Annotated in this window: 24 protein-coding genes and 1 tRNA gene; 16 read left to right on the forward strand and 9 right to left on the reverse strand. The window is 51.2% G+C overall.

Annotation, left to right across the window (positions count from 1 at the left end; translation table 11 throughout):
• Nucleotides 1–503: 503 nt before the first annotated feature.
• The 6 genes from HVZ52_RS20000 (at nucleotide 504) to HVZ52_RS20025 (ending at nucleotide 5,283) form a co-directional block, all read left to right on the forward strand.
• A complete protein-coding gene (locus HVZ52_RS20000) occupies nucleotides 504–1,247 on the forward strand; it encodes a capsid protein (protein WP_181598631.1) in 744 nt (247 codons plus the stop codon).
• A gap of 3 nt (nucleotides 1,248–1,250) precedes the next feature.
• On the forward strand, nucleotides 1,251–1,490 hold the full coding sequence (locus tag HVZ52_RS20005) for an ogr/Delta-like zinc finger family protein (protein ID WP_000468231.1): 240 nt from the start codon (nucleotides 1,251–1,253) through the stop codon (nucleotides 1,488–1,490).
• 15 nt (nucleotides 1,491–1,505) lie between these two features.
• Nucleotides 1,506–2,072 carry a phage polarity suppression protein gene (locus HVZ52_RS20010; RefSeq protein WP_181598632.1) on the forward strand — a complete coding sequence of 189 codons (567 nt, stop codon included), beginning with the start codon at nucleotides 1,506–1,508 and terminating at the stop codon, nucleotides 2,070–2,072.
• A gap of 316 nt (nucleotides 2,073–2,388) precedes the next feature.
• Nucleotides 2,389–3,348, forward strand: a complete 960-nt coding sequence (locus HVZ52_RS20015) for an SMEK domain-containing protein (protein ID WP_181241657.1) — start codon at nucleotides 2,389–2,391, stop codon at nucleotides 3,346–3,348.
• Nucleotides 3,342–3,584 (forward strand): ABC-three component system middle component 6, encoded by a 243-nt coding sequence (locus HVZ52_RS20020; RefSeq protein WP_181241658.1) that lies wholly within the window; start codon nucleotides 3,342–3,344, stop codon nucleotides 3,582–3,584. The genes HVZ52_RS20015 and HVZ52_RS20020 overlap by 7 nt, the downstream gene beginning before the upstream one ends.
• Complete coding sequence (locus tag HVZ52_RS20025) at nucleotides 3,568–5,283, forward strand: DUF2326 domain-containing protein (RefSeq protein ID WP_181241659.1); 1,716 nt, start codon at nucleotides 3,568–3,570, stop codon at nucleotides 5,281–5,283. Before HVZ52_RS20020 ends, HVZ52_RS20025 begins: the two co-directional genes overlap by 17 nt.
• A gap of 54 nt (nucleotides 5,284–5,337) precedes the next feature.
• Here HVZ52_RS20025 and HVZ52_RS20030 read toward each other — a convergent pair whose 3' ends face one another.
• Complete coding sequence (locus tag HVZ52_RS20030; RefSeq protein WP_181598633.1) at nucleotides 5,338–6,597, reverse strand: integrase arm-type DNA-binding domain-containing protein; 1,260 nt, start codon at nucleotides 6,595–6,597, stop codon at nucleotides 5,338–5,340.
• Nucleotides 6,598–6,760: 163 nt separating this feature from the next.
• Nucleotides 6,761–6,845: transfer RNA gene (locus tag HVZ52_RS20035), tRNA-Leu, on the reverse strand.
• A gap of 220 nt (nucleotides 6,846–7,065) precedes the next feature.
• On the opposite strand from HVZ52_RS20035, the gene HVZ52_RS20040 reads away from it, so the two are divergent.
• Nucleotides 7,066–8,085, forward strand: coding sequence for an NAD(P)-dependent alcohol dehydrogenase (locus HVZ52_RS20040; RefSeq protein ID WP_016155584.1), 1,020 nt, complete (start codon nucleotides 7,066–7,068; stop codon nucleotides 8,083–8,085).
• Between the two features lie 30 nt (nucleotides 8,086–8,115).
• Here the strand turns inward: HVZ52_RS20040 and idnK are convergent, their stop codons facing one another.
• The gene (gene idnK, locus HVZ52_RS20045; RefSeq protein ID WP_103928868.1) at nucleotides 8,116–8,637 is read right to left on the reverse strand and encodes a gluconokinase; all 522 of its coding nucleotides are present in this window, start codon (nucleotides 8,635–8,637) and stop codon (nucleotides 8,116–8,118) included.
• Between the two features lie 217 nt (nucleotides 8,638–8,854).
• Between idnK and idnD the strand changes: the two genes are divergently transcribed.
• The 5 genes from idnD to HVZ52_RS20070 all read left to right on the forward strand — a co-directional run bounded on the left by idnD (nucleotide 8,855) and on the right by HVZ52_RS20070 (nucleotide 14,814).
• Nucleotides 8,855–9,898 carry an L-idonate 5-dehydrogenase gene (gene idnD, locus HVZ52_RS20050; RefSeq protein ID WP_016155582.1) on the forward strand — a complete coding sequence of 348 codons (1,044 nt, stop codon included), beginning with the start codon at nucleotides 8,855–8,857 and terminating at the stop codon, nucleotides 9,896–9,898.
• Nucleotides 9,899–9,909: 11 nt separating this feature from the next.
• Nucleotides 9,910–10,674, forward strand: a complete 765-nt coding sequence (idnO, locus tag HVZ52_RS20055) for a gluconate 5-dehydrogenase (protein WP_016151510.1) — start codon at nucleotides 9,910–9,912, stop codon at nucleotides 10,672–10,674.
• Between the two features lie 187 nt (nucleotides 10,675–10,861).
• Nucleotides 10,862–12,181 (forward strand): gnt-II system L-idonate transporter, encoded by a 1,320-nt coding sequence (gene idnT / locus HVZ52_RS20060; RefSeq protein WP_016155581.1) that lies wholly within the window; start codon nucleotides 10,862–10,864, stop codon nucleotides 12,179–12,181.
• A gap of 52 nt (nucleotides 12,182–12,233) precedes the next feature.
• Nucleotides 12,234–13,232 carry a LacI family DNA-binding transcriptional regulator gene (locus HVZ52_RS20065; protein ID WP_016155580.1) on the forward strand — a complete coding sequence of 333 codons (999 nt, stop codon included), beginning with the start codon at nucleotides 12,234–12,236 and terminating at the stop codon, nucleotides 13,230–13,232.
• 79 nt (nucleotides 13,233–13,311) lie between these two features.
• A complete protein-coding gene (locus HVZ52_RS20070) occupies nucleotides 13,312–14,814 on the forward strand; it encodes a helicase HerA-like C-terminal domain-containing protein (RefSeq protein WP_016151507.1) in 1,503 nt (500 codons plus the stop codon).
• 39 nt (nucleotides 14,815–14,853) lie between these two features.
• Here HVZ52_RS20070 and lptG read toward each other — a convergent pair whose 3' ends face one another.
• The 3 genes from lptG to HVZ52_RS22970 all read right to left on the reverse strand — a co-directional run bounded on the left by lptG (nucleotide 14,854) and on the right by HVZ52_RS22970 (nucleotide 17,149).
• Nucleotides 14,854–15,936, reverse strand: a complete 1,083-nt coding sequence (lptG, locus tag HVZ52_RS20075; RefSeq protein WP_008786067.1) for an LPS export ABC transporter permease LptG — start codon at nucleotides 15,934–15,936, stop codon at nucleotides 14,854–14,856.
• A complete protein-coding gene (gene lptF / locus HVZ52_RS20080) occupies nucleotides 15,936–17,036 on the reverse strand; it encodes an LPS export ABC transporter permease LptF (RefSeq protein ID WP_016151506.1) in 1,101 nt (366 codons plus the stop codon). Before lptF ends, lptG begins: the two co-directional genes overlap by 1 nt.
• A gap of 62 nt (nucleotides 17,037–17,098) precedes the next feature.
• Nucleotides 17,099–17,149 (reverse strand): hypothetical protein, encoded by a 51-nt coding sequence (locus tag HVZ52_RS22970; RefSeq protein ID WP_212723231.1) that lies wholly within the window; start codon nucleotides 17,147–17,149, stop codon nucleotides 17,099–17,101.
• A gap of 153 nt (nucleotides 17,150–17,302) precedes the next feature.
• Between HVZ52_RS22970 and pepA the strand changes: the two genes are divergently transcribed.
• The 3 genes from pepA (at nucleotide 17,303) to HVZ52_RS20095 (ending at nucleotide 22,223) form a co-directional block, all read left to right on the forward strand.
• The gene (gene pepA, locus HVZ52_RS20085) at nucleotides 17,303–18,814 is read left to right on the forward strand and encodes a leucyl aminopeptidase (RefSeq protein ID WP_003025870.1); all 1,512 of its coding nucleotides are present in this window, start codon (nucleotides 17,303–17,305) and stop codon (nucleotides 18,812–18,814) included.
• 110 nt (nucleotides 18,815–18,924) lie between these two features.
• Entirely contained in the window at nucleotides 18,925–19,368 is a 444-nt protein-coding gene (gene holC, locus HVZ52_RS20090) for a DNA polymerase III subunit chi (protein ID WP_016151505.1), read from the forward strand.
• Nucleotides 19,368–22,223: a valine--tRNA ligase gene (locus HVZ52_RS20095; RefSeq protein WP_016151504.1), complete on the forward strand. Its 2,856-nt coding sequence runs from the start codon at nucleotides 19,368–19,370 to the stop codon at nucleotides 22,221–22,223. The genes holC and HVZ52_RS20095 overlap by 1 nt, the downstream gene beginning before the upstream one ends.
• Nucleotides 22,224–22,279: 56 nt before the next feature.
• On the opposite strand, the gene HVZ52_RS20100 is transcribed toward HVZ52_RS20095, so the two are convergent.
• Nucleotides 22,280–23,470, reverse strand: coding sequence for a DUF898 family protein (locus HVZ52_RS20100; protein WP_065554565.1), 1,191 nt, complete (start codon nucleotides 23,468–23,470; stop codon nucleotides 22,280–22,282).
• A gap of 193 nt (nucleotides 23,471–23,663) precedes the next feature.
• Between HVZ52_RS20100 and HVZ52_RS20105 the strand changes: the two genes are divergently transcribed.
• Nucleotides 23,664–24,167, forward strand: a complete 504-nt coding sequence (locus HVZ52_RS20105) for a GNAT family N-acetyltransferase (protein WP_019078256.1) — start codon at nucleotides 23,664–23,666, stop codon at nucleotides 24,165–24,167.
• A 26-nt stretch (nucleotides 24,168–24,193) separates the two neighbouring features.
• Here the strand turns inward: HVZ52_RS20105 and HVZ52_RS20110 are convergent, their stop codons facing one another.
• Both HVZ52_RS20110 and miaE read right to left on the reverse strand, forming a co-directional pair.
• Nucleotides 24,194–25,024, reverse strand: coding sequence for a hypothetical protein (locus tag HVZ52_RS20110; RefSeq protein ID WP_053388735.1), 831 nt, complete (start codon nucleotides 25,022–25,024; stop codon nucleotides 24,194–24,196).
• Nucleotides 25,025–25,189: 165 nt separating this feature from the next.
• Nucleotides 25,190–25,948, reverse strand: a complete 759-nt coding sequence (miaE, locus tag HVZ52_RS20115) for a tRNA isopentenyl-2-thiomethyl-A-37 hydroxylase MiaE (protein WP_019078254.1) — start codon at nucleotides 25,946–25,948, stop codon at nucleotides 25,190–25,192.
• Nucleotides 25,949–25,965 lie beyond the last annotated feature (17 nt).

Consider the following 25,965-nt stretch of genomic DNA (forward strand, 5'->3'; position numbering starts at 1 on the left):
GTGTCCGTCCGGCTTCGGGTAGCTCCTTATTATGTCTATATTTTCCCTCAGGTCATGTGAGATTTTCGGGGAAACAAACATTGACTTTTCGCTCTGGCAAACAAAGGCAAACGCTGGCAAACATATGCAAATCACTGCATTACAATGCAGCAATTTATATTTCTTTTAGTTATATATTTTTCATTTTTAATCTAAATAAAGTCTAGATGATATAGCCAGAGCAAAACTGAAGGGTGAACAGTGGTGAACAGACGGTGAACAGTCAGACCTTCAACTGTTCACCCTTTAACTTACTGTATTACTTATCTTTTTATTTAAGGTGAACAGTGGTGAATAGTTATAAGTAAAAAAACAAACGGTGAGTAAGGTTTTCCTGCGACCTTTCTCTGGCCAGCCTGATTTTAAGGTCTGTTTGTGCCAGCACTCTGACAACGGCAATGAATCGTGTTGTTGTGCAGGAGGCGTCAGAATCATTTCAGGTTGAACACACGGAGAGCCTGAACATGAAACCCGAACTCATTATCAAAGCCATGCAGACCGTTATCAGTAAACAGGATGAAGGCGCGGAACAACGTATTGCCGGTGCACTGGCCGCACTTAACGAAGCAAAAGACGCACACTCGGCCAGCATGGGTAAACTCAGCGACATTGAAGCTTCCATTCAGCGTTGTGAGCAGGAACGACAGACCGCCCTCAGTGAAAGCGCACAGGCCGAACAGGACTGGCGCAGCCGCTTTCGAACTCTGCGCGGCAACCTCACTCCTGAACTGAAAGCTGAACACAGTAAACGTATCGCCAGCCGCGAACTGGCTGATGAGTTCACCGGTCTGATTACCGAGCTGGAGAAAGACAAAAGCCTCGCCATGCTCGGCGCATGCTCCTCCGGTACGGCTTATATCAGCGCCCATGAAAAAGCGTTCACTACCTACGCCAACAGCGAGTGGAAGAAGGCGTTAGCCGGTATCAGCCCTGCACTGTTACGTGCCTTTCTGTTGCGTATACGGTCGCTGAAAATGAGCGGAGAAACCTCGTCGCGTGCGACCGTGACCCGCGAGCTGGGTGATGCCCTGAATCTGCAGTCAGCCCTGTATCATTTTGATATGGAGCAGGAGCCGGTCCTGTCCGTAACGGGCATGAATCGCCCGGTCATAACCGGGGTTGATATGGCGCTGTTAAGAAGCCCGGCCAGACGGATGAAGCTTGCCGCTGAACTGGCCGCAAAAGACCACGAACAGGCAGAGGGCTGAATCATGTTTCACTGCCCGTTCTGCAAAAAGACCGCGCACGTCCGTACCAGCCGTTATCTGTCGGAAAACGTCAAACAGCGTTATCACCAGTGTACCAATATCGAATGCTCGGCCACTTTCCGCACCATCGAGTCGGTTGACGGTGTGATACGTGCCGCACCGGAAAAAACCGACCCCGCACCGGTGACGCCACCGCCGCCGCGTAAAGTACAGGGCTGCTACAGCTCGCCGTTCCGGCATTAATCAGGAGAGAGACACGTGACCACTGTGACATTGCAGCAGGCCTTTGAGGCCTGTCAGACGAACAAAAACACCTGGCTGAAACGTAAAGCCGAACTGGCTGACCTTGAGCTTGAATACCGTGAACAGCTCCTTGCCGGTGACGAACAAATCCCGCGCAGAATGCAGGATTTACGCGACAATATCGACGTGAAAAAATGGGAGATTAATCAGGCCGCCGGTCGCTATATCCGCTCACATGAGGAAGTGCAGCACATCAGCATCCGCAACCGGCTCCATGACTTTATGCAGCAGCACGGCGCGGATCTGGCCGCCACGCTGGCGCCTGAGCTGATGGGATATCACGAACAAATTCCCGCAGTAAAACAGAGCGCCATGCAGCACTCGGTTGATTATCTGCGTGAAGCCCTGTCGGTGTGGCTGGCCGCAGGTGAAAAAATTAATTATTCCGTGCAGGACAGCGATATTTTAACGGCTATCGGATTCAGGCCTGATGCGGCTTCCCGGGATGATAATCGCCAGAAATTCACCCCGGCACAGAACCTGATTTACACCCGCCGACGTGCAGAACTGGCCGCACGGTAGCACGCGAAAAAATCCCCGAAAATTCCGCTATTTTTCCCGAAAAAAGCCATGCATCCATAAGGTGCATGGTTTTGCATGCAAATCCCCGTATTTTATTTTCCCTACCACGCCAGTACCGGCGCGGCCTGAGCCGGTTCATGCACCTGCATTAAAAGCGACCTCTTAAGCGGGCAGGCGTGGCGGGGAGAGCATTGCGCGCCAAGTGCCAAACATTGTTTTTTTCTGACAAATTTTACTGGTATGTATCAACCCTCATATTTAATATGGCTACATAACGCACACTTTGTGCTTAGCAGGTGCAACTGAGGCCAAGGACATGCTACAGCGAAAAGAAAACATTGAGAAAATAAGCACTAAATTAGCAATTTTGGCGTATAAAATTGAGTTAAACACTTGCCTGAACCTAACAGACTTAAATATACATGCAGAGTATTTTTTTTGTGAACTTCTAAATATCATATATGATGTATCACTTATAAATTTAAATACTATTGATGCCAATGCTAAATCGATAGACCTTATCGATGTAAAAAATAGACTTGCCATCCAAGTCACATCCACTTCTGATTTTTCTAAAATCAAAAAAACAGTGGATGGATTTATAGAGACAGACAATATAAAAAATATCGACAGGCTAATGGTTTTAATCTTAACTAAAAAGAAAAGATATCAAACCCAAACCTACGGAGATAAATTTGTAATATCTATTTCAAAAGATGTTTTAGATTATACTGACTTGATTAAAGTCATAATGAGTTTATCTCCTTCTAAAATACAACAGATTTGTGACTACTTATCATCTCAAATTTTTGACACACCCTCACAAAAAGCACCAAAAGAAGTCACAACCATTCTGGAAATGATAAAAATTCTGAGTGCTGACGACCATCCTCTAAACGGAAATGGTTTTGTAGAAGAGCCAGATCCTCATGGTAAAATAAATAAAAGATTTTCAGAATATGCGGAATATCTCATGGATATTTATATGTCTTTAATTAGCACATATGCAGGTATTTTAAATGAAATCAGTAATTCAAATGACTCTGGAACAATAAACACCAACAAACTTTCGGCATATCTAAAGCGCGCTAGCAACTCGGCATTAGATGAATGTAATGGTGATCCTGTAAGAGCTTTAGACAAAATGATAGAGTATTACGCCTCTCGCCTAAGTTCTAATGGGATTGACTATGACGACGCTGCAATACAATATTATTTAATAGACAATATGATTAGGTGCAATGTTTTCCCAAATAAGGTTAAAACTCCATGCTAAAACTTTTCTCAAAAGACGAGCGCATAGAGAAATCAGCCCCGATAGTAGGCTCATACATATTAAAGTTGCTTGAAGACAAAGATTGCATAAGCATCTTTGAGTTAGCAAAAAACTTAAGAAAAAATAGATTAATCGGAGTGCGTTCTATATACTACGGAATGATTTTTTTATACGCGCTAGATTTAATTGATTTTAACGAACCTTATGTGGTTTTAAAAAATGATAAGAATAAATAAACTTTACAGTGAACCTTCTTCTTTTGAGCCCATCGAGTTCAAGAAAGGTATCAATCTAATATTAGGTGAACAGGACGACTCATCAAATAAAACCAATGGTGTCGGAAAATCCCTTCTTATAGAGTTTATTAATTTTGGCCTAATGAAGGATTATAAACGTAGTCGTCTGTCAAAAATCCCAAGCAAGGATTTTCCAACAGAAATACATGTATGTTTAGATTTTTTTATTAATGAAAACCATATTATAACAAAAAGAAGTATTGCAACAGAAAATACACCTACATTATTTATTAATGGGGTTAGGAAGGATTTTACATCTACTGAAGATGTAAATCACTTTCTAACCATATTAATGTTTGAAGATATGAATTCAAAACCCCATCCGACCTTTCGAAATATTCTTGGTCCATTAATTCGAGATGAACGCTCGGAGTTCAAATCTATCATTGACTGTTATGATACCAAAGAACGCATTCCTCCAGATTACACCCCACATCTTTTCCTTTTTGGAATCAACATTGAGCTTTATAAAAAAATAAAAGAAATAAACAAATCAATTTCAGAACTCAGCATTGCCAAAAGAAAACTCAAGGCTGATATAGAAACTATATCCGGCAAGAAAATATCAAGCGCAAGGTCAGAAGTTAATGATCTAGATTATCAAGTTAAAATTATCAAACAAGAGATGGATTTGCTAGAGGGGGATAAAACTTTTGATTTCGTTCGCGATGAAATCGCTAGTTATGAAGATAGCCTGGATAGTTTGAGAAATAAAAAAGCCATATTGAAATCAGAGTTAAATAAAATACAGACTCTGATTGGTGATAATTACATAGATGAAAATGAAGTCATTGAATTATATAACAAACTTAAAGCCGGGCTGGGCGATAACATAGGTAAAGAGCTTAGCGATGTTTTAGGATTCAAAAAGAAAATTGACAATTTCCAAAGGGTACTCATTGATTCGCGAAAAGATTCGATTCTATTCGATATAGACAAAATAGAAAAATCCATAAATGATATATCTTTAAAGCTAAACTCGAAAACAGCCATCATAAAACAAAATGGCCACTTGCGAAATATTAAATCACTATTCCTAGCTTATGAGAAAAAACTTGAAGAGCTCTCGCAATTATCTTCATTCATAAAAAAATTCGATGACTACGAGTTTAAAACGAAAGCTAAAAAGGCTGAAAAAGCAGCCAAAATAGTTGACTTAGAAATAGATATATCAAACCAAAGCGCGACTATTTCAGAGTTCAAAGACACGCTATCCTCTATACACGATTATGTTATGGAAAATAGGAAGTGCTCATTTAGCATATCTGCAAATGATAAAAACAACGTCGTTGATTTTGACTTGAGAATCTTTGATGATGGCAGTCACAGCAATGAAAGAGAGAAAGTATTCATATACGATATGTCATTGTTACTCACACATGACACATTTATTAAACATCCGAAACTGCTTATTCATGATAACATTTTTGATGTCGACACCGATACATTAATAAAAAGCCTGAACTATATATCATCCAAATCAAGCTGTTTAGAAGATACTCAGTACATTTTGACATTAAATTTAGACAAGCTAAAAGAAATTGAAAAAGATGAACTAAAATTAGATATTGAAGAATATAGGCGTGTGACCCTTACGAAATCGCATAGATTTTTAGGTCGCCAGTATCAAGAAAAGTAGTCGTATAGATTTAGAAGGGGGGGACTCCCCCCCCCTAAATTAATAGAAATATTATCACTCTTTATTTTTCGCAAAATCATAAGGAGTAACATACTCTCTTTTATTTATATCAAGATAATTAGCCCACCATTGAACCATTAGTCTTCGCTCATCTAAATGTTCGGAAGTATGGATATATGCAGCCCTAACATTATTACGTTCTGAATGGCTCAACTGGCGCTCTATCGCATCATCACTCCATAACCCTGATTCGCCCATAGCACCACGCGCCATCGTTCTAAACCCGTGCCCGCAAACCTCGGTTTTCGTGTCATAGCCCATAGCACGCAATGCGCTATTGACCGTGTTTTCACTCATAACTTTGGCTGCGTCGTGATCCCCAGGGAACAGCAGCTCTTTATCGCCACTAATTTGCTTGAGCTGCTCTAACAAAGCCATCGCCTGCCGACTGAGAGGAACAATATGTTCCTCTTTCATTTTCATGCCACGATACGAGTAACGCACACCTTTAATTTCTTCTCGTTTTGCAGGTATACGCCAAAGAGATTTATCGAAATCGAATTCATCCCAACGCGCGAAACGTAACTCACTGGAACGCACAAAAGTCAGTAAGGAAAGCTCAACCGCGATCCGTGTCATTACCCGGCCACGATATGCAGCAAGACGAGTAAGAAACTCAGGGAACCGGCTGGAGGGTAAAGCGGGGTAATGTCGCGCTTTGGTTGTCGATAGCGCACCGGCCATATCACTGGCTGGGTTTAAGTCGATGTAATCGTTCTGCACTGCATAACGCATAATGGCCGTGACGCGCTGTTGTAGGCGCTGAGCGACGTCGTGTTTACCACTGGCATCAACTTTTTTAATTGGTACTAACAGGTGGCTGGTTTTGAGCAGGCGAATGTCGGACGAACCGATATGAGGGAAAATATAAAGCTCAAGATAGCGAAGAACGCGCGATCGATGGTCTTCACTCCAGCGCTTGTTACTGGCGTGCCATTCACGAGCGATAGTTTCGAAAGTGTATGCCCCCGAGTTCTCGGCCTGAGCTTCTTTGTGTTCAGCTTTTGGGTCGATGCCCTGCACTAACAGCTTTTTAGCTTCATCGCGCTTTGCCCTTGCCTGAGCAAGCGTCACGGTAGGCCAAACACCAAAAGCGAGGCGATCCTCTTTTTTGTCAGAGGGGCGTCTGTATTTCATACGCCAGTATTTGGATCCCTTGGCCGAAACCTCAAGATACAAACCGCCGCCATCGGCCATTTTATAGTTTTTGTCTTTTGGCTTTGCGGTCTCGACCTGTCTGGCATTGAGCTTCATTTGGGGGCACATTTCTAATCGAAGTTAAGATGCCCCCAATTATGCCCCCAATGACATCCGGATTTCAACGGACTACCTCGGACAACTCAGGACGTAAAAATCGCTGCAAGCATTGATTTTAAAGGGTTTGATGGACTTTCTCGGATGGTCTTGGAAGTACTAATGGTGCCGAAGGCCGGACTCGAACCGGCACGTATTTCTACGGTTGATTTTGAATCAACTGCGTCTACCGATTTCGCCACTCCGGCACGGAAGGGATGCGGAAAACGTTGTGGATTATACCTGTCATGCGCCACCATGCAAGCACCAGCGTGTGCCTGACTCGCTAAGTGTCGAATATTTCAGCATTCCCTTTCTCACCTGCAACCATCGTCACAGTTTGCCCCCTTATTAATCCCCCCTTCTGCGAAGCGTCCCGTTTCCCCATGCTCTACACTTCCAGTTCAACACCACACTGAGGGAAACACGATGTCGATGATAAAAAGCTACGCCGCAAAAGCGGCGGGCAGCGAACTCGAACTCTATGAATATGATGCGGGCGAGCTTAAGCCGGAAGATGTCGAAGTCCAGGTCGATTACTGTGGTATCTGCCATTCCGATTTGTCGATGATCGACAACGAATGGGGGTTCTCTCAGTATCCACTGGTTGCCGGGCATGAGGTGATTGGTCGCGTGGCGGCGCTCGGCAGCGCGGCGCAAGATAAAGGTCTGAAGGTTGGTCAGCGAGTCGGCATTGGCTGGACGGCGCGCAGCTGCGGGCATTGCGATGCCTGTATCAGCGGCAATCAGATTAACTGCCTGGAAGGTTCCGTTCCCACTATTCTCAATCGCGGTGGCTTTGCCGAGAAGCTGCGGGCCGACTGGCAATGGGTGATCCCGCTGCCGGAAAGCATCGATCTGGCGGCGGCGGGTCCCTTGCTGTGCGGCGGTATCACGGTGTTCAAACCGCTGCTGATGCACCATATCACCGCCACCAGCCGCGTTGGGGTGATCGGCATCGGCGGCCTGGGACATATCGCCATTAAGCTGTTACACGCGATGGGTTGCGAAGTGACCGCGTTCAGCTCCAATCCGGCGAAAGAGCAGGAAGTGCTGGCGATGGGGGCGGATAAGGTGGTTAACAGCCGCGATCCGGATGCGCTAAAAGCGCTGGCGGGCCAGTTCGATCTCATTATTAACACGGTTAACGTCGATCTCGACTGGCAGCCTTATTTTGAAGCACTGGCCTACGGCGGTAACTTCCATACCGTCGGCGCGGTGCTGAAGCCGCTGCCGGTGCCAGCGTTCACCTTAATTGCCGGCGATCGCAGCATCTCCGGTTCGGCAACCGGTACGCCGTTCGAACTGCGCAAGCTGATGAAGTTTGCCGGGCGCAGCAAGGTGTCGCCCACCACCGAACTGTACCCAATGTCGCAAATTAACGACGCTATCCAGCACGTGCGTGACGGCAAAGCCCGTTACCGCGTGGTGCTGAAAGCCGACTTCTGATGCAAGGCTCAGTCCCGCAAGGGGCTGGGCTTATTGCCCGTTACGAAACGCGAGCACCGCCTGGCGGCACTGTTCCGTCACATGCTCAATGTCATGGTTCACGTCGATGCGGGCAATATCACGTTCGTCCTCCTGCGGGCACTCCAGCGCGTCGAACTGGCTTTTGAGTAATCCCACCGGCATAAAATGCCCTGCCCGACGCTGCATGCGCACCAAAATGGTCTCGTAATCGCCGTCCAGCCACAAAAAATGCACATTCGGACTGCCCTGCCGCAATATATCGCGATACTGTTTTTTTAATGACGAGCAGACAATAAACCCGGTCTCATTCTTTTTATATAAACTGTATGAAGCGTCATTTAATCGTGCTAACCACGGTAGTCGGTCTTCATCGGTTAATGGAATACCTTCAGACATTTTATCAATATTTTTGGCCGGATGGAGATCGTCACCATCAATGAATTTAGCCGATAATACTGCAGCAATTTTGCTGCCAATTAAAGATTTACCGCTACCCGAAACGCCCATCAAAATATAACTTTCCCCGGCCATTGAAAAAACTCCAGATTCATATTCCATGGCGCGATACTACGCCTTCCACATTGCAGAATTCACCTTTTTTCGGCGTGGCTGAGCAGATTTACAAGGCGCATCACGTTATGCGTAACATTGTAGTGTAACAATTTTCCAGCGTGATCTTTATCACAAATAATAACAATCAAAACCGTTTAAATGCTGCCGAGGTTACTACCTGACCAGTGAGGCATTTATGCAAGTCAAAACACAATCCTGCGTTGTCGCGGGTAAGAAAACTGTTGCCATTACCGACCAAAATATTGAATGGAATAATAAAGGAACGCTGGTACAAATTACCCGAGGAGGAATTTGTGGTTCCGACTTACATTATTATCAGGAAGGAAAAGTCGGTAATTTTACCGTTAAAGCACCGATGATTTTAGGCCATGAAGTTATTGGTAAAGTGGTGCACAGCGACTCAAAAGAATTACATGAAGGTCAGTCGGTGGCTATTAATCCGTCGAAGCCCTGTGGCCACTGTAAATACTGTCTGCAGCACGAAGAAAACCAGTGCACGGAAATGCGCTTTTTTGGCAGCGCCATGTATTTTCCCCACGTTGACGGCGGCTTTACCCGATTTAAAACCGTCGATACCGCGCAGTGCATCCCCTACCCCCAGCACGCCGATGAAAAAGTCATGGCCTTTGCCGAACCGCTGGCAGTCGCAATCCACGCCGCGCATGAAGCAGGAGACCTGCAGGGCAAACGCGTGTTTATCTCCGGCGTGGGGCCTATCGGCTGCCTGATCGTCAGCGCAGTGAAAACGCTCGGCGCAGCAGAAATTGTCTGTGCTGATATCAGCCCGCGCTCGCTGTCGCTTGCCCAGCAGATGGGTGCTGACACGCTGATTAACCCGCAGCAGGACTCGCTCGATGAGTGGAAAAAAGAAAAAGGCTACTTCGACGTTAGCTTCGAAGTCTCTGGTCATCCGTCCTCAATCACCACCTGCCTGGAGGTCACCCGCGCGAAAGGCGTGATGGTGCAGGTCGGCATGGGCGGCGCGGTGCCGGACTTCCCGATGATGATGCTGATCGGCAAAGAGATCGCGCTCAAAGGCTCGTTCCGCTTTACCACCGAGTTCAACACTGCGGTGTCGTGGCTGGCGAATAACGTTATCGATCCACTGCCGTTACTGAGCGCCGAATATCCGTTTACCGAGCTTGAACAGGCGCTGATCTTTGCCGGGGATAAAACCCAGGCAGCGAAAGTCCAGCTCGTTTTTGCTGAAACAAAATAAGGAAGAACATAATGAACGATCTTTTTTCACTGGATGGAAAAAATATTCTGATCACCGGTTCGGCCCAGGGTATTGGTTATTTACTGGCGACCGGGCTGGGTAAATATGGCGCGCAGATTATCGTCAATGATATTACGCCGGAGCGCGCGGAGGCCGCCGTCGCCAAACTGCAACAGGAAGGGATCCGCGCCGTTGCCGCACCGTTCAATGTTACGCAGAAACAGGACATTGATGCCGCCATCGACCATATCGAAAAAGACATTGGCCCAATCGATGTACTGGTGAACAACGCCGGTATTCAGCGCCGCCATCCGTTTACCGAGTTCCCGGAGCAGGACTGGAACGATGTGATTGCCGTTAACCAGACGGCGGTGTTCCTGGTCTCGCAGGCAGTAACGCGTCGCATGGTGGAACGTCAGGCCGGGAAGGTCATCAACATCTGCTCCATGCAAAGCGAGCTGGGCCGCGACACCATCACGCCGTACGCCGCCTCGAAAGGCGCGGTGAAAATGCTCACCCGCGGTATGTGCGTTGAGCTGGCGCGCCACAATATCCAAGTCAACGGTATCGCACCGGGCTACTTCAAAACCGAGATGACCAAAGCGCTGGTCGAGGATGAAGCCTTCACCGCCTGGCTGTGCAAACGTACGCCAGCCGCGCGCTGGGGCGATCCGCAGGAGCTGATTGGCGCGGCGGTCTTCCTCTCTTCCAAAGCATCCGATTTTGTTAACGGGCACCTGTTGTTTGTCGATGGCGGCATGCTGGTCGCCGTCTGATACAACACAACGCAACATCACGCAGCGCCCAGGCGCTGCATTTTTGGCCACCCCTAAATAATTCGAGTTGCAGGACGGCGGCAAGTGAATGAACCCGATGAGCTTACTTGAGTAAGTGATTCGGGTGAGTGAGCGCAGCCAACACACCTGCAACTTGAAGTATGACGGGGATATAAGAGAAACGATTATGCCATTAATAATAATTGCGGCAGGCGTCGCGCTGCTCCTGGTCCTGATGATTGGTTTTAAAGTTAACGGCTTTATTGCTCTGGTCCTGGTGGCGGCGGTCGTCGGTTTTGCCGAAGGGATGGATGCCCAGGCCGTTTTGCACTCAATACAAAATGGGATCGGCGGGACGCTCGGCGGTCTGGCGATGATCCTTGGCTTCGGCGCAATGCTCGGTAAGCTGATTTCCGATACCGGCGCGGCTCAGCGCATCGCCACCACGCTGATTGGCACGTTTGGTAAGAAACGCGTGCAGTGGGCGCTGGTGATCACCGGTCTGGTGGTGGGTCTGGCGATGTTTTTCGAAGTCGGCTTTGTTCTGCTGCTGCCGCTGGTGTTTACGGTGGTGGCCTCTTCCGGCCTGCCGCTGCTATATGTTGGCGTCCCGATGGTAGCTGCGCTGTCCGTGACCCACTGTTTTCTGCCGCCGCATCCGGGGCCGACCGCGATTGCCACCATTTTCGAGGCTAATCTCGGCACCACCCTGCTGTACGGCTTTATTATTACTATCCCGACGGTGATTGTTGCCGGGCCGCTGTTTTCTAAGTTGCTGACCCGCTTTGAGAAAGCGCCGCCGGAAGGGTTATTCAACCCGCATCTGTTCACCGAAGAAGAGATGCCGTCATTCTGGAATAGTATCTTTGCCGCAGTAATCCCGGTGATACTGATGGCGGTCGCCGCAGTGTGCGAAATCACGCTGCCGAAAACCAACAGCGTACGGGTGTTCTTTGAGTTTATCGGTAACCCTGCCGTCGCGTTGTTTATCGCTATCGTGCTCGCCATTTTTACCCTTGGTCGACGTAACGGACGTACGATCGAGCAAATTATGGATATCATTGGCGACTCTATCGGTGCGATTGCGATGATTGTGTTTATCATCGCCGGGGGCGGCGCGTTTAAGCAGGTTCTGGTCGACAGCGGCGTCGGGCAATATATCTCGCACCTGATGACCGGCACGTCGCTTTCTCCGTTGCTGATGTGCTGGACGGTCGCCGCCTTGCTGCGTATCGCGCTCGGTTCAGCCACCGTGGCGGCGATCACCACCGCAGGCGTGGTACTGCCGATTATTAACGTCACCCACGCCGACCCGGCGCTGATGGTGCTGGCTACCGGCGCGGGCAGCGTGATTGCCTCCCACGTTAACGATCCGGGATTCTGGCTGTTTAAAGGCTATTTTAATCTCAGCGTCGGGGAAACGTTGCGTACCTGGACGGTAATGGAGACGCTGATTTCCATTATGGGGCTGCTGGGGGTTCTGGCGCTGAACGCCATTCTGCATTAAGACGGTCATCACCGGGGAGCACAGATCCGCGCTCCCCGGCACTGGAGAGAAAATGAGGAACCACAGAATTTCTTTGCAAGACATCGCCACGCTGGCGGGCGTGACCAAAATGACGGTGAGCCGCTACATTCGCTCGCCAAAAAAGGTCGCAAAAGAAACCGGCGAACGCATCGCGCAGATTATGGAGGAGATTAATTACATCCCCAACCGCGCGCCCGCGATGCTGCTGAATGCGCAAAGCTATACGCTTGGTGTGCTGATCCCCTCGTTTCAAAACCAGCTGTTCGCTGACATTCTGGCCGGCATTGAGTCGGTCACCTCGGACCATAACTATCAGACGCTGATCGCCAACTACAATTACGACCGGGAATCCGAGGAAGAGTCGGTGATCAACCTGCTGTCGTATAATATCGACGGCATTATCCTGTCCGAGAAATATCACACCCTGCGCACGGTGAAGTTTCTGCGTTCAGCCAACATTCCGGTGGTGGAGCTGATGGATATTCAGGGCGATCGTCTGGACATGGAAGTAGGGTTCGATAACCGTCAGGCGGCGTTTGATATGGTCAGCACCATGCTGGATAAACGCCAGCGGAGCAAAATCCTCTATCTCGGTTCGAAAGACGACGTCCGCGATGAACAGCGCTATCGCGGCTATTGCGATGCCATGACGCGCCGGGATCTGGTGCCGCTGCGCGTCAATCCGCGTTCTATTTCGTCCATCCATCTCGGCACCCAGATGATGCGGGACGCGCTCGCCGCGCATCCGGATTTAGACGGCGTTTTTTGCACCAACGACGATATTGCGATGGGCGCGCTGCTGCTGTGCCGCGAGCGCGATCTGGCCGTTCCGGAACAGATCTCGATTGCCGGTTTTCACGGGCTGGAAATGGGCAGGCAGATGATCCCAAGCCTCGCCAGCGTGATCACCCCGCGTTTTGACATTGGCCGCATGGCAGCGCAGATGTTGCTGAGCAAAATCAAGAACAACGACCATAACCACAACACCGTGGATTTGGGGTACCAGATTTATCACGGCAATACGCTTTAAGTCATTTTCTCTGGCCATTGCATACTCTCTTTGATGGACATTGCCTATACTCCAGGCAAGATAAATGGAGGAAATCTCAATGAGCGCACCCCTGCTAATTGCCCGCACGCCGGACACCGAACTGTTTTTACTGCCAGGCATGGCCAACCGTCACGGACTGATTACCGGCGCGACCGGGACCGGTAAAACCGTCACGCTACAGAAGCTGGCCGAATCGCTGTCTGAAATTGGCGTACCGGTATTTATGGCCGATGTGAAAGGCGACTTAACCGGCGTGGCCGAGGAAGGGCAGGCCTCTGAAAAGCTGCTCGCCCGCCTGAAAAATATCGGCATTACCGACTGGCAACCGCATGCTAATCCGGTCACGGTGTGGGATATCTTCGGCGAAAAAGGTCACCCCGTGCGGGCCACGGTATCTGACCTCGGCCCGCTGCTGCTGGCCCGTTTGCTGAACCTCAACGACGTACAGTCCGGCGTGCTGGATATTATCTTCCGCATTGCCGATGACCAGGGCCTGCTGCTGCTCGATTTCAAAGACCTGCGAGCCATTACCCAGTACATCGGCGATAACGCCAAATCCTTCCAGAATCAGTATGGCAATATCAGCAGCGCCTCGGTCGGGGCAATTCAGCGTGGACTGCTGTCGCTGGAGCAACAGGGGGCGGCGCACTTCTTTGGCGAACCGATGCTGGACATCAAAGACTGGATGCGAACTGACGCCAGCGGCAAAGGGATGATCAACATCCTCAGCGCAGAGAAGCTCTACCAGATGCCCAAACTGTACGCCGCCAGCCTGCTGTGGATGCTCTCCGAACTGTACGAACAGCTGCCGGAAGCAGGCGATCTGGAGAAGCCAAAACTGGTGTTCTTCTTCGATGAAGCTCACCTGCTGTTCAACGACGCCCCGCAGGTGCTGCTGGATAAAATCGAACAGGTGATCCGCCTGATCCGCTCGAAAGGGGTCGGCGTGTGGTTCGTCTCGCAAAACCCGTCAGATATTCCGGACAACGTGCTCGGTCAGTTGGGGAACCGCGTGCAGCACGCCCTGCGCGCGTTTACACCGAAGGATCAGAAAGCGGTGAAAACCGCCGCGCAAACCATGCGCGCCAACCCGGCATTTGATACCGAAAAAGCCATTCAGGAACTGGGAACCGGCGAGGCGCTGGTGTCGTTTCTGGACGCTAAAGGCAGCCCGTCTGTGGTTGAACGAGCAATGGTGATTGCGCCGTGCTCGCGGATGGGACCGGTGACGGATGACGAGCGCAACGGGCTGATTAATCACTCCTCGCTGTACGGTAAATATGAAGAACAGATAGACCGCGAGTCCGCCTATGAGCGTTTACAGCAAGGCGTGCAGGCCAGCACCGAGCAGCAAAATACACCTCCCGCCAACGGTAAAGCGATCGATGTGGACGGCGGTATTCTCGGTGGATTGAAGGATATTCTGTTTGGCAGCACCGGACCGCGCGGCGGCAAGCGCGATGGCGTGGTACAGAGCGTGGCGAAGAGCGCGGCGCGACAGGTCACCAATCAGATAATCCGCGGCATGTTGGGGAGTTTGATGGGCGGGAGAAAACGCTAGCAGGAAGGCGCCCCTCCCGCACAGCGGGAGGGGCGAATATCAGGACTTACGCAGCATCAGCCACAGGCTTATCAGGAAGAAGCTGGCGCTTGGCAGCAACGCGCCGATAATCGGCGGAATGCCGTACACCAGCGTCAGCGGGCCAAAGATTTGGTCCAGCACATAGAACACAAAGCCGAAGCTAATCCCTGTCACCACGCGCACGCCCATCGGGACGCTACGCAGCGGACCAAAGATAAACGACAGCGCCATCAGCATCATTACCGCCACAGACAGCGGCTGGAAGACTTTGCTCCACATATTGAGCTGGTAGCGGCCGGCGTCCTGGCCGCTCGACTTCAGGTACTTCACGTAGTTATGCAGACCACTAATCGAGAGCGCATCAGGATCCAACGCCACGACGCCGAGCTTGTCGGGTGTAAGGTTGGTTTTCCAGGTGCCGCTCACCGTCTGCGAGCCGGTGATTTGCTTCGGATCGGTCAGGTTGGATTCATCCACCTGCGACAAACGCCAGACCTTCTGCTCCGGGTCAAACGTCGCACTTGCGGCATAGCGGACGGACTGCAAACGGCGCTTGTCGTTAAAGGAGTAGATGCTAATTCCGCCTAACTCGGCGTCACCTTTCACCCGCTCGATGTAGACAAAGCTGTCGCCATCTTTCGCCCACAAACCTTGCTGGGTAGAGAGCAGCGAGCCGCCGTACATCTGCTGCGCACGGTAGTTACGCGCCATTTGTTCGCCCTGCGGCGCCACCCATTCGCCGATGGCCATCGTCAGCAGCACCAGCGGAATCGCGGTTTTCATCACCGACAACGCCACCTGCATACGGGTAAAGCCAGAAGCCTGCATGACCACCAGTTCACTGCGCTGCGCCAGCATACCCAGCCCCAACAAAGCACCCAGCAGCGCCGCCATCGGGAAGAAGATCTGGATATCTTTCGGCGCGCTGAGCAGGGTATACAGCCCGGCGCCCATCGCATCGTAGCTCCCCTGCCCGGCTTTTTTCAACTGGTCGACAAACTTGATGATCCCGGAGAGCGACACCAGCATGAACAACGTCATCATGATGGTGGTGAAAATGGTTTTACCGATATAGCGGTCAAGTACACCAAAAGGCTGCATTATACCGCTCCTTTACGCATAAAACGGGCACGTAAGCGGCGCATCGGCACCGTATCCCAGAGGTTAAGCACAATCGCCAGCGCCAGATACGCCAGGTTAACCGTCCACATCCAGAACACCGGATCCAGCTTACCTTTGCCGCCGTTCGACTTCAGCGATGTCTGAACCAGGAAGAACAGCAAATAAAGCAGCATTGCTGGCAGCATGGACAGTACGCGACCCTGACGCGGGTTAACCACGCTCAGCGGTACAACCATCAGCGCCATCATAAATACGGTGAATACTAACGTGATACGCCAGGTCAGCTCCGCACGGGCGCGATCGGTGTCGGTCGTCCATAGCGTACGCATGGTCATCTGGTCGGTATCGTTTGGATCCAGCGCCACGGCCTGATGACCGATAATCGCCTGATAATTCTGGAAGTCGGTAATGCGGAAATCGCGCAGCAGCGCGGTCCCTTCAAAACGCGTCCCCTGGTTCAGCGTCACGACCTGAGAGCCATCGCGCAATTGGGTAAGATGACCGGAGTCCGCTACCACCACCGAAGGCCGGGCGTTACCTTTCGGGCGGATTTGCGCGAGGAACACATCATTGAAGTTACTGCCGTCAACGCTTTCGATAAACAGCACCGAGCCGCCGTTAGTCGCCTGCTGGAATTGCCCCTGAGCAAGCGCCGCCATACCGGGATTCGCTTTCGCCTCCGCCAGGACTTCGTCCTGATGTCTGGAGGACCACGGTCCGGCCCACATCACGTTGACCGCCGCAATAATACTGGTAAACAGCGCCAGCACCATCGCCGCTTTTACTAAGACAGCCTTGCTCAGCCCGCAGGCGTGCATGACCGTAATTTCACTTTCGGTATACAGTTTGCCCAGCGTCATCAGCAGCCCGAGGAACAGGCTTAATGGCAAGATAAGTTGCGCCATTTCTGGCACGCCCAGCCCCAGCAGCGAGAGCACCAGATTCGCCGGGATATCACCGTCAACCGCCGCACCAAGGATCCTGACTAACTTTTGACAAAAGAAGATCAAAAGCAGGATGAATAGGATCGCAAGTTGGCTTTTGAGCGTTTCCCGAACCAGATATCTTATGATTATCACTTTAAATACGCCCGTAAAAACCCGTCTTTTGCCGGAATTTAGCTTGTTTCATGGCTTAAACGTCATTTATTCTCTTGAGTCGTCGAAATCGTCGCTAAGATCATTATACTCAACGGATCCACCTCTCAGAAATTGTTCTGACGTGCCAATGCCGTAATAACGTTAAGATTAACACGAAGTCACCGCAACAGCGGGTATGAGTTACGAAAGCTTGCAATTCTATCCGTAGCCACCGCCGTTGTCTTTAAGATTCAGGAGCGTAGTGCATGGAGTTCAGTGTAAAAAGCGGTAGCCCGGAGAAACAGCGGAGTGCGTGCATCGTCGTGGGTGTCTTTGAACCACGCCGTCTCTCTCCGATTGCAGAGCAGCTCGACAAGATCAGCGACGGGTACATCAGCGCACTGCTGCGTCGTGGCGAACTGGAAGGCAAACCAGGTCAAACCCTGTTGCTGCACCATGTTCCTAACGTTCTGTCTGAGCGAATTCTCCTCATTGGTTGTGGCAAAGAGCGCGAGCTTGATGAGCGCCAGTACAAGCAGGTCATTCAGAAAACCATCAATACGCTGAATGATACTGGCTCAATGGAAGCCGTCTGCTTCCTGACTGAGCTGCACGTCAAAGGGCGCAATAACTACTGGAAAGTGCGTCAGGCCGTTGAGACGGCACAGGAAACGCTGTACAGCTTTGATCAACTGAAGACCAACAAAAGCGAGCCGCGTCGACCGCTGCGTAAAATGGTCTTCAACGTACCGACCCGCCGGGAACTGACCAGCGGTGAGCGTGCGATCCAGCACGGTCTGGCGATCGCCGCCGGCATTAAAGCAGCAAAAGATCTCGGCAACATGCCGCCGAACATCTGTAACGCCGCCTACCTTGCCTCTCAGGCGCGCCAGTTGGCAGACAGCTACAGCAAAAATGTTGTAACCCGCGTGATCGGCGAGCAGCAGATGAAAGAGCTGGGCATGCACTCTTATCTGGCCGTCGGTCACGGCTCGCAGAATGAGTCGCTGATGTCGGTCATCGAGTACAAAGGCAATCCATCCGAAGACGCGCGTCCGATCGTGCTGGTCGGTAAAGGGTTAACCTTTGACTCTGGCGGTATCTCCATCAAACCAGCCGAAGGCATGGATGAGATGAAATACGACATGTGCGGCGCGGCAGCGGTATATGGCGTGATGCGCATGGTGGCCGAGCTCCAGCTGCCAATCAATGTCGTCGGCGTGCTGGCAGGCTGCGAAAACATGCCGGGTGGCCGTGCGTATCGTCCAGGCGACGTGCTGACCACCATGTCTGGTCAGACCGTTGAAGTTCTCAATACCGATGCCGAAGGCCGTCTGGTCCTGTGCGACGTATTAACCTACGTCGAGCGCTTTGAGCCAGAAGCGGTGATTGACGTCGCAACCCTGACCGGCGCGTGCGTGATTGCGCTGGGCCATCACATCACTGGCCTGATGTCGAACCACAACCCGCTGGCGCATGAGCTGATCGGTGCGTCCGAACAGGCTGGCGACCGCGCGTGGCGTTTACCGCTGGGTGATGAATACCAGGAGCAGCTAGAGTCCAACTTTGCGGATATGGCGAACATCGGCGGACGTCCTGGCGGTGCCATTACCGCGGGCTGCTTCCTGTCACGCTTTACCCGTAAGTACAACTGGGCGCACCTCGATATCGCCGGTACCGCATGGCGCTCAGGGAAAGCCAAAGGCGCAACCGGTCGTCCGGTGGCGCTGCTGTCGCAGTTCCTGCTCAATCGTGCCGGTTTTAACGGCGAAGAGTAAGGCGGTAAGCACAAGCAATAAGACCCGTAGGCCGGATAAGCGCAACGCCATCCGGCCTACGACTGTGCATCATGGCAACGCATTTAAATTCACCAGAAGAAGCCCCATATATGAGAAACGCAACTTTCTATCTTCTGGACAATGACACGCAACACGATGGCTTAAGCGCCGTCGAGCAGTTGGTGTGTGAAATTGCCGCAGAACGTTGGCGTGCTGGCAAGCGCGTGCTGATCGCCTGCGAAAACGAAAAGCAGGCTCTTCGACTGGATGAAGCCCTGTGGGCAAGACCGGCAGAAAGCTTTGTTCCGCATAATCTGGCAGGTGAAGGCCCCAGAGGCGGCGCACCGGTAGAAATTGCCTGGCCGGAGAAACGCAACAGCAGCCCGCGCGACCTGCTTATCAGTTTGCGCGTTGGCTTTGCAGATTTTGCCACCGCTTTCACAGAAGTGATAGACTTCGTTCCTTACGAAGATTCTTTGAAACAATCGGCACGCGATCGCTACAAAGCTTACCGCGTGGCCGGTTTTAACCTGAATACGGCAACCTGGAAATAATGGAAAAGACATACAACCCACAAGATATCGAACAGCCGCTTTACGAGCACTGGGAAAAGCAGGGCTATTTCAAACCTAACGGCGATGAAAGCAAAGAGTCCTTCTGCATCATGATCCCGCCGCCGAACGTCACCGGCAGTTTGCATATGGGTCATGCTTTCCAGCAAACCATCATGGATACCATGATCCGCTACCAGCGCATGCAGGGTAAAAACACCCTGTGGCAGGCCGGTACCGATCACGCGGGTATCGCAACCCAGATGGTGGTTGAACGTAAGATTGCCGCTGAAGAAGGTAAAACCCGCCACGACTACGGTCGCGAAGCGTTTATCGACAAAATCTGGCAGTGGAAAGCGGAATCCGGCGGCACCATCACCCGCCAGATGCGCCGTCTCGGCAACTCCGTTGACTGGGAGCGCGAGCGCTTCACTATGGACGAAGGTCTTTCCAATGCCGTGAAAGAAGTCTTCGTTCGCCTGTACAAAGAAGACCTGATTTATCGTGGCAAGCGCCTGGTGAACTGGGACCCGAAACTGCGCACCGCGATTTCCGACCTGGAAGTGGAAAACCGCGAGTCGAAAGGCTCAATGTGGCACATCCGCTATCCGCTGGCTGACGGCGCGAAAACCGCTGATGGTAAAGATTACCTGGTCGTCGCCACCACCCGTCCGGAAACCGTGCTGGGCGATACCGGCGTGGCCGTCAACCCGGAAGATCCGCGTTATAAAGATCTGATTGGCAAATTTGTTGTTCTGCCGCTGGTTAACCGCCGCATTCCCATCGTCGGCGATGAACACGCTGATATGGAAAAAGGCACCGGCTGCGTGAAGATCACCCCGGCGCACGACTTTAACGACTACGAAGTCGGGAAACGTCACGGCCTGCCGATGATCAATATTCTGACCTTTGACGGCGACATCCGTGAAACCGCGGAAGTGTACGACACCAAAGGCGAAGAGTCCGACGTTTATTCCAATGAAATCCCGGCCGAGTTCCAGAAGCTGGAACGCTTTGCCGCGCGTAAAGCGGTGGTTGCCGCTGTTGATGCGCTGGGCCTGCTGGAAGAAATTAAACCGCACGACCTGACCGTACCTTACGGCGACCGTGGCGGCGTGGTTATTGAACCGATGCTGACCGACCAGTGGTACGTCCGTGCCGACGTGCTGGCGAAACCGGCGGTTGAAGCGGTTGAGAACGGCGACATTCAGTTCGTACCGAAGCAGTACGAAAACATGTACTTCTCCTGGATGCGCGATATTCAGGACTGGTGTATTTCCCGTCAGCTGTGGTGGGGTCACCGTATCCCGGCATGGTATGACAACGACGGCAACGTCTACGTTGGCCGTACCGAAGACGAAGTGCGTCAGGAAAACAACCTCGGTGCCGACGTTCAGCTTCGCCAGGACGAAGACGTTCTCGATACCTGGTTCTCCTCCGCACTGTGGACCTTCTCTACCCTGGGCTGGCCGGAAAACACCGACGCGCTGCGTCAGTTCCACCCAACCAGCGTGATGGTTTCCGGTTTCGACATCATCTTCTTCTGGATTGCCCGCATGATCATGATGACCATGCATTTCATCAAAGATGAAAACGGCAAGCCGCAGGTGCCGTTTAAGACCGTCTACATGACCGGTCTGATCCGCGACGACGAAGGCCAGAAGATGTCCAAATCCAAGGGCAACGTCATTGACCCGTTGGATATGGTCGACGGTATCTCCCTGGCAGAACTGCTGGAGAAACGTACCGGCAACATGATGCAGCCGCAGCTGGCCGAGAAGATAGCCAAGCGTACCGAGAAGCAGTTCCCGGACGGCATCGAGCCGCACGGCACCGACGCACTGCGCTTCACCCTGGCGGCGCTGGCCTCTACCGGTCGCGACATCAACTGGGATATGAAGCGTCTGGAAGGTTACCGTAACTTCTGTAACAAGCTGTGGAACGCCAGCCGCTTCGTGCTGATGAACACCGAAGACCAGGATTGCGGCTTCAACGGCGGCGAAATGACCCTGTCGCTGGCGGATCGCTGGATCCTTGCTGAATTCAACCAGACCATCAAAGCGTACCGCGAAGCGCTGGACAACTTCCGCTTCGACATCGCCGCGGGCATTCTGTACGAATTCACCTGGAACCAGTTCTGCGACTGGTATCTGGAGCTGACCAAGCCGGTAATGAACGGCGGTTCCGAGTCTGAACTGCGCGGCACCCGCAATACGCTGGTCACCGTTCTGGAAGGTCTGCTGCGCCTGGCGCATCCGATCATCCCGTTCATCACCGAGACCATCTGGCAGCGCGTGAAGGTGATTTCCGGTATTACTGCCGACACCATCATGCTGCAACCGTTCCCGGAATATAACGCCGCACAGGTTGATGAAGCCGCACTGGCTGATACCGAATGGCTGAAGCAGGCGATCGTTGCCGTACGTAACATCCGTGCGGAAATGAACATCGCCCCAGGCAAACCGCTCGAACTGCTGCTGCGTGGTTGCAGCGCTGATGCGATGCGCCGTGTGAACGATAACCGCAGCTTCCTGCTGAACCTGGCGCGTCTGGAAAGCATCACCGTGCTGCCAGCCGATGACAAAGGTCCAGTCTCCGTGACCAAAATCATCGACGGCGCCGAGCTGCTGATCCCGATGGCTGGCCTCATCAATAAAGAAGATGAGCTGGCGCGTCTGGCGAAAGAAGTGGCGAAAATCGAAGGTGAGATTGCCCGTATCGAAGGCAAACTTTCCAACGAAGGTTTCGTTGCTCGCGCACCGGAAGCAGTTATCGCCAAAGAGCGTGAGAAGCTGGACGGTTATGCGGAAGCGAAAGCGAAGCTGATTGAGCAGCAGGCGGTCATCGCCGCGCTGTAATTGCCGTTGACGTTATACACGTATTAAAGGCCGGAGCATGCTCCGGCCTTGTTGTATCAGATGAACGGGAAGTAGGTCATCACACCACGTGATACCCACATCGCCGGACCTGTTTCCAATGCCTCTGTATGGTCAGTCAGTTCCAGCGCATCCAAATCCCCTTGTACATGGGAGTTACTGGCCAGCCAACTGACCAGCCACATTTTCATCCACGGATAAGCTAGCCCAAACGTGATGCCTGAAATAAACAACACCAGTACAAAACGCCAGATCAGGCCATGTGCAGTGACGGAAGAATGAAAGCGGATTTTGCCCTCGGCCAGCGCCAGGTTATTCATGAACAGATTACGTAGCGTGGTGTATAAATAGCTTCCAACCACAATAATTCCGGCGAAATAGAGAAAATAGCTCGCCATTATTCTGCTCTGATTCTCCCGGATAAATTCGTCGTCGGCCACGCCTAACACAGCCAACATCACCATTTGCAGAAAAATAGGGGCAATTAGCCAGACAATCACAACAACAAATGGCAGCAGTACCAGCACGGCTTTAATACACCCCACTATGCTTGCTTTCATATTGACGTTAATAGTAAAGCGGTGAATACCAAAATTACCGCCATTACCCACTAACTGCATCCATTTTGCATAGGTAATACCGTAGGTGATACCCATGCCCACAATTCCCACCAACGCAATAAATGCTATTCTGATAAGCATTCCAGTACTGCCCTCAATCCAGTCGGTGGCAAGTATCAGAAGATAAATCACTCCCCAGTTCACCACAGCAAGCACCACTGGCACAACCAGTAAAAAAAGCCATGCATGTAATTGTGAGCAGTCAAAACCAAAACGCACACCGTTAAGCGACGTCATCATCGCCTGATACTGCAGGCTTTTTATGGTCATTAATGGAAGGACAGCTACCAGTAAACCAATCAAAGTAAAACCAACGAGAGGACTGCCGTTAGCAATAGAACTCATGCTGGCACCATAAACCACCATAATCGACAAGAAGCTTACGAATATCGCGCCACCAGTCGCCTTATAGGTAAAGGGTTGGCCATTGAGAGTCATATTTTCGTAAATATAACGCCGACATTTCACTATCGCCCACGGTGTATAAATACCCAGAGTAATACAACACAGCAAAAAATTGACAATGCAAATAATAAAGTACTGCCATCCTTTACCGATAAAAATAAATGTGTGTCGTTGATTTTCCCGACCACCAACAAAATCATTCATGAACAATATCCCTAATATAAATTCCATTAAGATAAAAAATAAAAACCAGTGTTTATTTACTGGTTCGTTTACAATACTATTTTTAATTAGCCAATGTGTTTTAATTTTTTCTGATTCAGGAACGTCTTGCACCCGACAGAAGAGAGTGGTATTAAATAAATATATAAGTGTATTTTTAGAATTGAGCCATATTATGAATGTTGTGCTACCCACCACGCTTACGCTGCGCCGAATCACCGCAGCAGATAATGCCGCTATCGCTGCGGTGATCCGCAAAGTTTCCGCTGAATACGGGCTTACTGCCGATAAAGGCTATACCGTTGCCGACCCTAATCTGGATGAACTATTCCAGGTTTACAGCCAGCCGGGCGCGGCCTACTGGGTGGTTGAGCAAAACGGTGAAGTCGTGGGCGGCGGCGGCGTTGCGCCGTTAGGATGTAGCGAACCGGACATTTGCGAACTGCAAAAAATGTACTTCCTGTCGAGCGCACGCGGTCAGGGGCTGGCGAAAAAGCTGGCGCTGATGGCCCTCGAACATGCCCGTGAGCAGGGTTTCAAACAGTGCTATCTGGAGACCACGGCGTTTCTGACCGAGGCTATCCGCCTGTATGAACATTTAGGGTTTGAGCATATCAGCGAAGCGCTGGGCTGTACCGGGCACGTGGATTGCGAAGTGCGGATGTTAAAACCCCTCTGACTTCAGCCGGAGGGGCAATGGTTGTGTTACTGCATTTCGGCGGAGAGCATCAGCCGAATGACGCCAGCCGCGCGAGCGGTTGGCAGCTTCAGCACCTGTGACCATAAATCCTGCACCATTTCACAAGCGACTTTCTCTTTGCCCACACCTTTACTCGGATCAGCCATAATCTGGATATCCGGTCCAAAGCGCTGTACCAATCCCGGGCCGATGGATTGCAGATCCTGAAGCGCCAGCTGTTTCTCTTGCGCCGTAACCGTATGTTTGTTCGGGCCATAAGCCGCGTGCATCATACTCATGTCGCTGGCCATACGACGATTCATCAGCTCCCGCGGAATAATACGCACCGGGTTAATCCCGCCTTTCACCGCCGGGAACAGAAAGCGAAAACACTCGTCATCGCCCACTTTTGCCACCGCAGCAATCTGCTCGAGGTTAATTTTCATATACTCAATCACATTGGCATCGGGTGCCTGCTGCAAACGCGCCATCTGTACCTGCAGGATTTGCGGCTGAATAGCGTCGATAATCTGTTGTTCGCTTTTCCCAGCTTCTTTCAGTTGCGTTGCCTGGTTGAGGATATTCTGCCATAACGCGGGTTCTTGCTCTTTAAGTACCTGATAAACAGGCATTGCCAGCATCGCATTTTCAAATTTCTGCGCGTCCGTCAGCCCATAATCAGGGCTTTCGCGCGGGATCAGGTAGTGCACATCAAACAGATTCCACGCGACAATCGCTACCACAAAAACCACCGCGCCGGAGATCTTTCCCAGCCAGCCTTTTTTGCGAAACATGCCAACGACGATAGCAATCACCGCCCCGATATAACCCGCCAACAATACGTGTGCCCAGTTCATTAACCATCCTTATGCAAAACAGTCTCTGTTGCGGGGATATATTTCCCCTTCGTGTGTTTTGATTATTACGGCAGCAGCGAGCGATTTCCAGCCACCAGATTTTGCTAATGGAAACAGGAAAGGTAAAACCGCGCGACGATTAGCGCCGCGCGTCAGAGAAGAGAGTCAGGCTGGCACGCCGCTGTGGAAGCGGAATTCATCGTCGGGAGAAGTAATCAATGCAGCTTCTACTTCGCCAAAGAACCGCACCCGACTACTGATATCGTCGGCAGAAACCTGCTGTGCCAGCGCCAGATAGTCCTGATAGTGCCGCGCCTCGGATCGCAGCAGCGAAAGATAAAATGCCTGTAAATCGTCATCCAAATACGGCGCCAGCGCGGCAAACCGTTCACAAGAACGCGCCTCAATGTAGGCCCCGCAAATCAGTTTGTCGATTAGCGTTAATGGCTCGTGGGTTCGCACCTCTTTGAGCATGCCTTTGGCATAACGGCTGGCGGTAATTTTGACGTAGGGAATGTTGCGGCTCATCATCGCTTCACGCACCTGCCAGAAGTGGTGCAGCTCTTCTTTGATCAGCAAAACCATGCTGTCGATTAGCTTGCGCCCCCACGGGTCGTCAGTTTGCGGCATTACGCTTTTACTTATCTGTTTATTCAGCGCGATAAAATCCGGTTCATCCCCTTCTCTGAAAGCATACGCTTCATAGGGTTTCAGCCAGTCCAGTAGCGCCTGCGATCCCTGTTTATCTGCAACATACTTACGCACCAGCAGCATGGCCGTTTGCGCCGCTTTCAGCTCGCAGACGAGATGATCCGTCAGTAACAGAGGGAGATTCGCCGGGGCTCGAGCTTTATCAAGCCAGGCCTGGGGCGTTTTACAGTGCAGGAAGTTGTGGATCGGGGAGAGTATTTGCAGGTAATCCATACGTTATCCTTGGCCTA

Origin of the sequence: Citrobacter sp. RHB36-C18 (assembly GCF_013814485.1) — a bacterium.
In the GTDB taxonomy this organism is placed as follows: Bacteria; Pseudomonadota; Gammaproteobacteria; order Enterobacterales; family Enterobacteriaceae; genus Citrobacter; species Citrobacter braakii.

Bases quoted from the DNA above. Each gene is read 5' to 3' on its own strand.
- HVZ52_RS20000 (WP_181598631.1), top strand. From the start codon at position 504: ATGAAACCCGAACTCATTATCAAAGCCATGCAGACCGTTATCAGTAAA.
- HVZ52_RS20005 (WP_000468231.1), top strand. From the start codon at position 1,251: ATGTTTCACTGCCCGTTCTGCAAAAAGACCGCGCACGTCCGTACCAGC.
- HVZ52_RS20015 (WP_181241657.1), top strand. From the start codon at position 2,389: ATGCTACAGCGAAAAGAAAACATTGAGAAAATAAGCACTAAATTAGCA.
- HVZ52_RS20020 (WP_181241658.1), top strand. From the start codon at position 3,342: ATGCTAAAACTTTTCTCAAAAGACGAGCGCATAGAGAAATCAGCCCCG.
- HVZ52_RS20025 (WP_181241659.1), top strand. From the start codon at position 3,568: ATGATAAGAATAAATAAACTTTACAGTGAACCTTCTTCTTTTGAGCCC.
- HVZ52_RS20030 (WP_181598633.1), bottom strand. From the start codon at position 6,597: ATGAAGCTCAATGCCAGACAGGTCGAGACCGCAAAGCCAAAAGACAAA.
- HVZ52_RS20040 (WP_016155584.1), top strand. From the start codon at position 7,066: ATGTCGATGATAAAAAGCTACGCCGCAAAAGCGGCGGGCAGCGAACTC.
- idnK (WP_103928868.1), bottom strand. From the start codon at position 8,637: ATGGCCGGGGAAAGTTATATTTTGATGGGCGTTTCGGGTAGCGGTAAA.
- idnD (WP_016155582.1), top strand. From the start codon at position 8,855: ATGCAAGTCAAAACACAATCCTGCGTTGTCGCGGGTAAGAAAACTGTT.
- idnO (WP_016151510.1), top strand. From the start codon at position 9,910: ATGAACGATCTTTTTTCACTGGATGGAAAAAATATTCTGATCACCGGT.
- idnT (WP_016155581.1), top strand. From the start codon at position 10,862: ATGCCATTAATAATAATTGCGGCAGGCGTCGCGCTGCTCCTGGTCCTG.
- HVZ52_RS20065 (WP_016155580.1), top strand. From the start codon at position 12,234: ATGAGGAACCACAGAATTTCTTTGCAAGACATCGCCACGCTGGCGGGC.
- HVZ52_RS20070 (WP_016151507.1), top strand. From the start codon at position 13,312: ATGAGCGCACCCCTGCTAATTGCCCGCACGCCGGACACCGAACTGTTT.
- lptG (WP_008786067.1), bottom strand. From the start codon at position 15,936: ATGCAGCCTTTTGGTGTACTTGACCGCTATATCGGTAAAACCATTTTC.
- pepA (WP_003025870.1), top strand. From the start codon at position 17,303: ATGGAGTTCAGTGTAAAAAGCGGTAGCCCGGAGAAACAGCGGAGTGCG.
- holC (WP_016151505.1), top strand. From the start codon at position 18,925: ATGAGAAACGCAACTTTCTATCTTCTGGACAATGACACGCAACACGAT.
- HVZ52_RS20095 (WP_016151504.1), top strand. From the start codon at position 19,368: ATGGAAAAGACATACAACCCACAAGATATCGAACAGCCGCTTTACGAG.
- HVZ52_RS20100 (WP_065554565.1), bottom strand. From the start codon at position 23,470: ATGAATGATTTTGTTGGTGGTCGGGAAAATCAACGACACACATTTATT.
- HVZ52_RS20105 (WP_019078256.1), top strand. From the start codon at position 23,664: ATGAATGTTGTGCTACCCACCACGCTTACGCTGCGCCGAATCACCGCA.
- HVZ52_RS20110 (WP_053388735.1), bottom strand. From the start codon at position 25,024: ATGAACTGGGCACACGTATTGTTGGCGGGTTATATCGGGGCGGTGATT.
- miaE (WP_019078254.1), bottom strand. From the start codon at position 25,948: ATGGATTACCTGCAAATACTCTCCCCGATCCACAACTTCCTGCACTGT.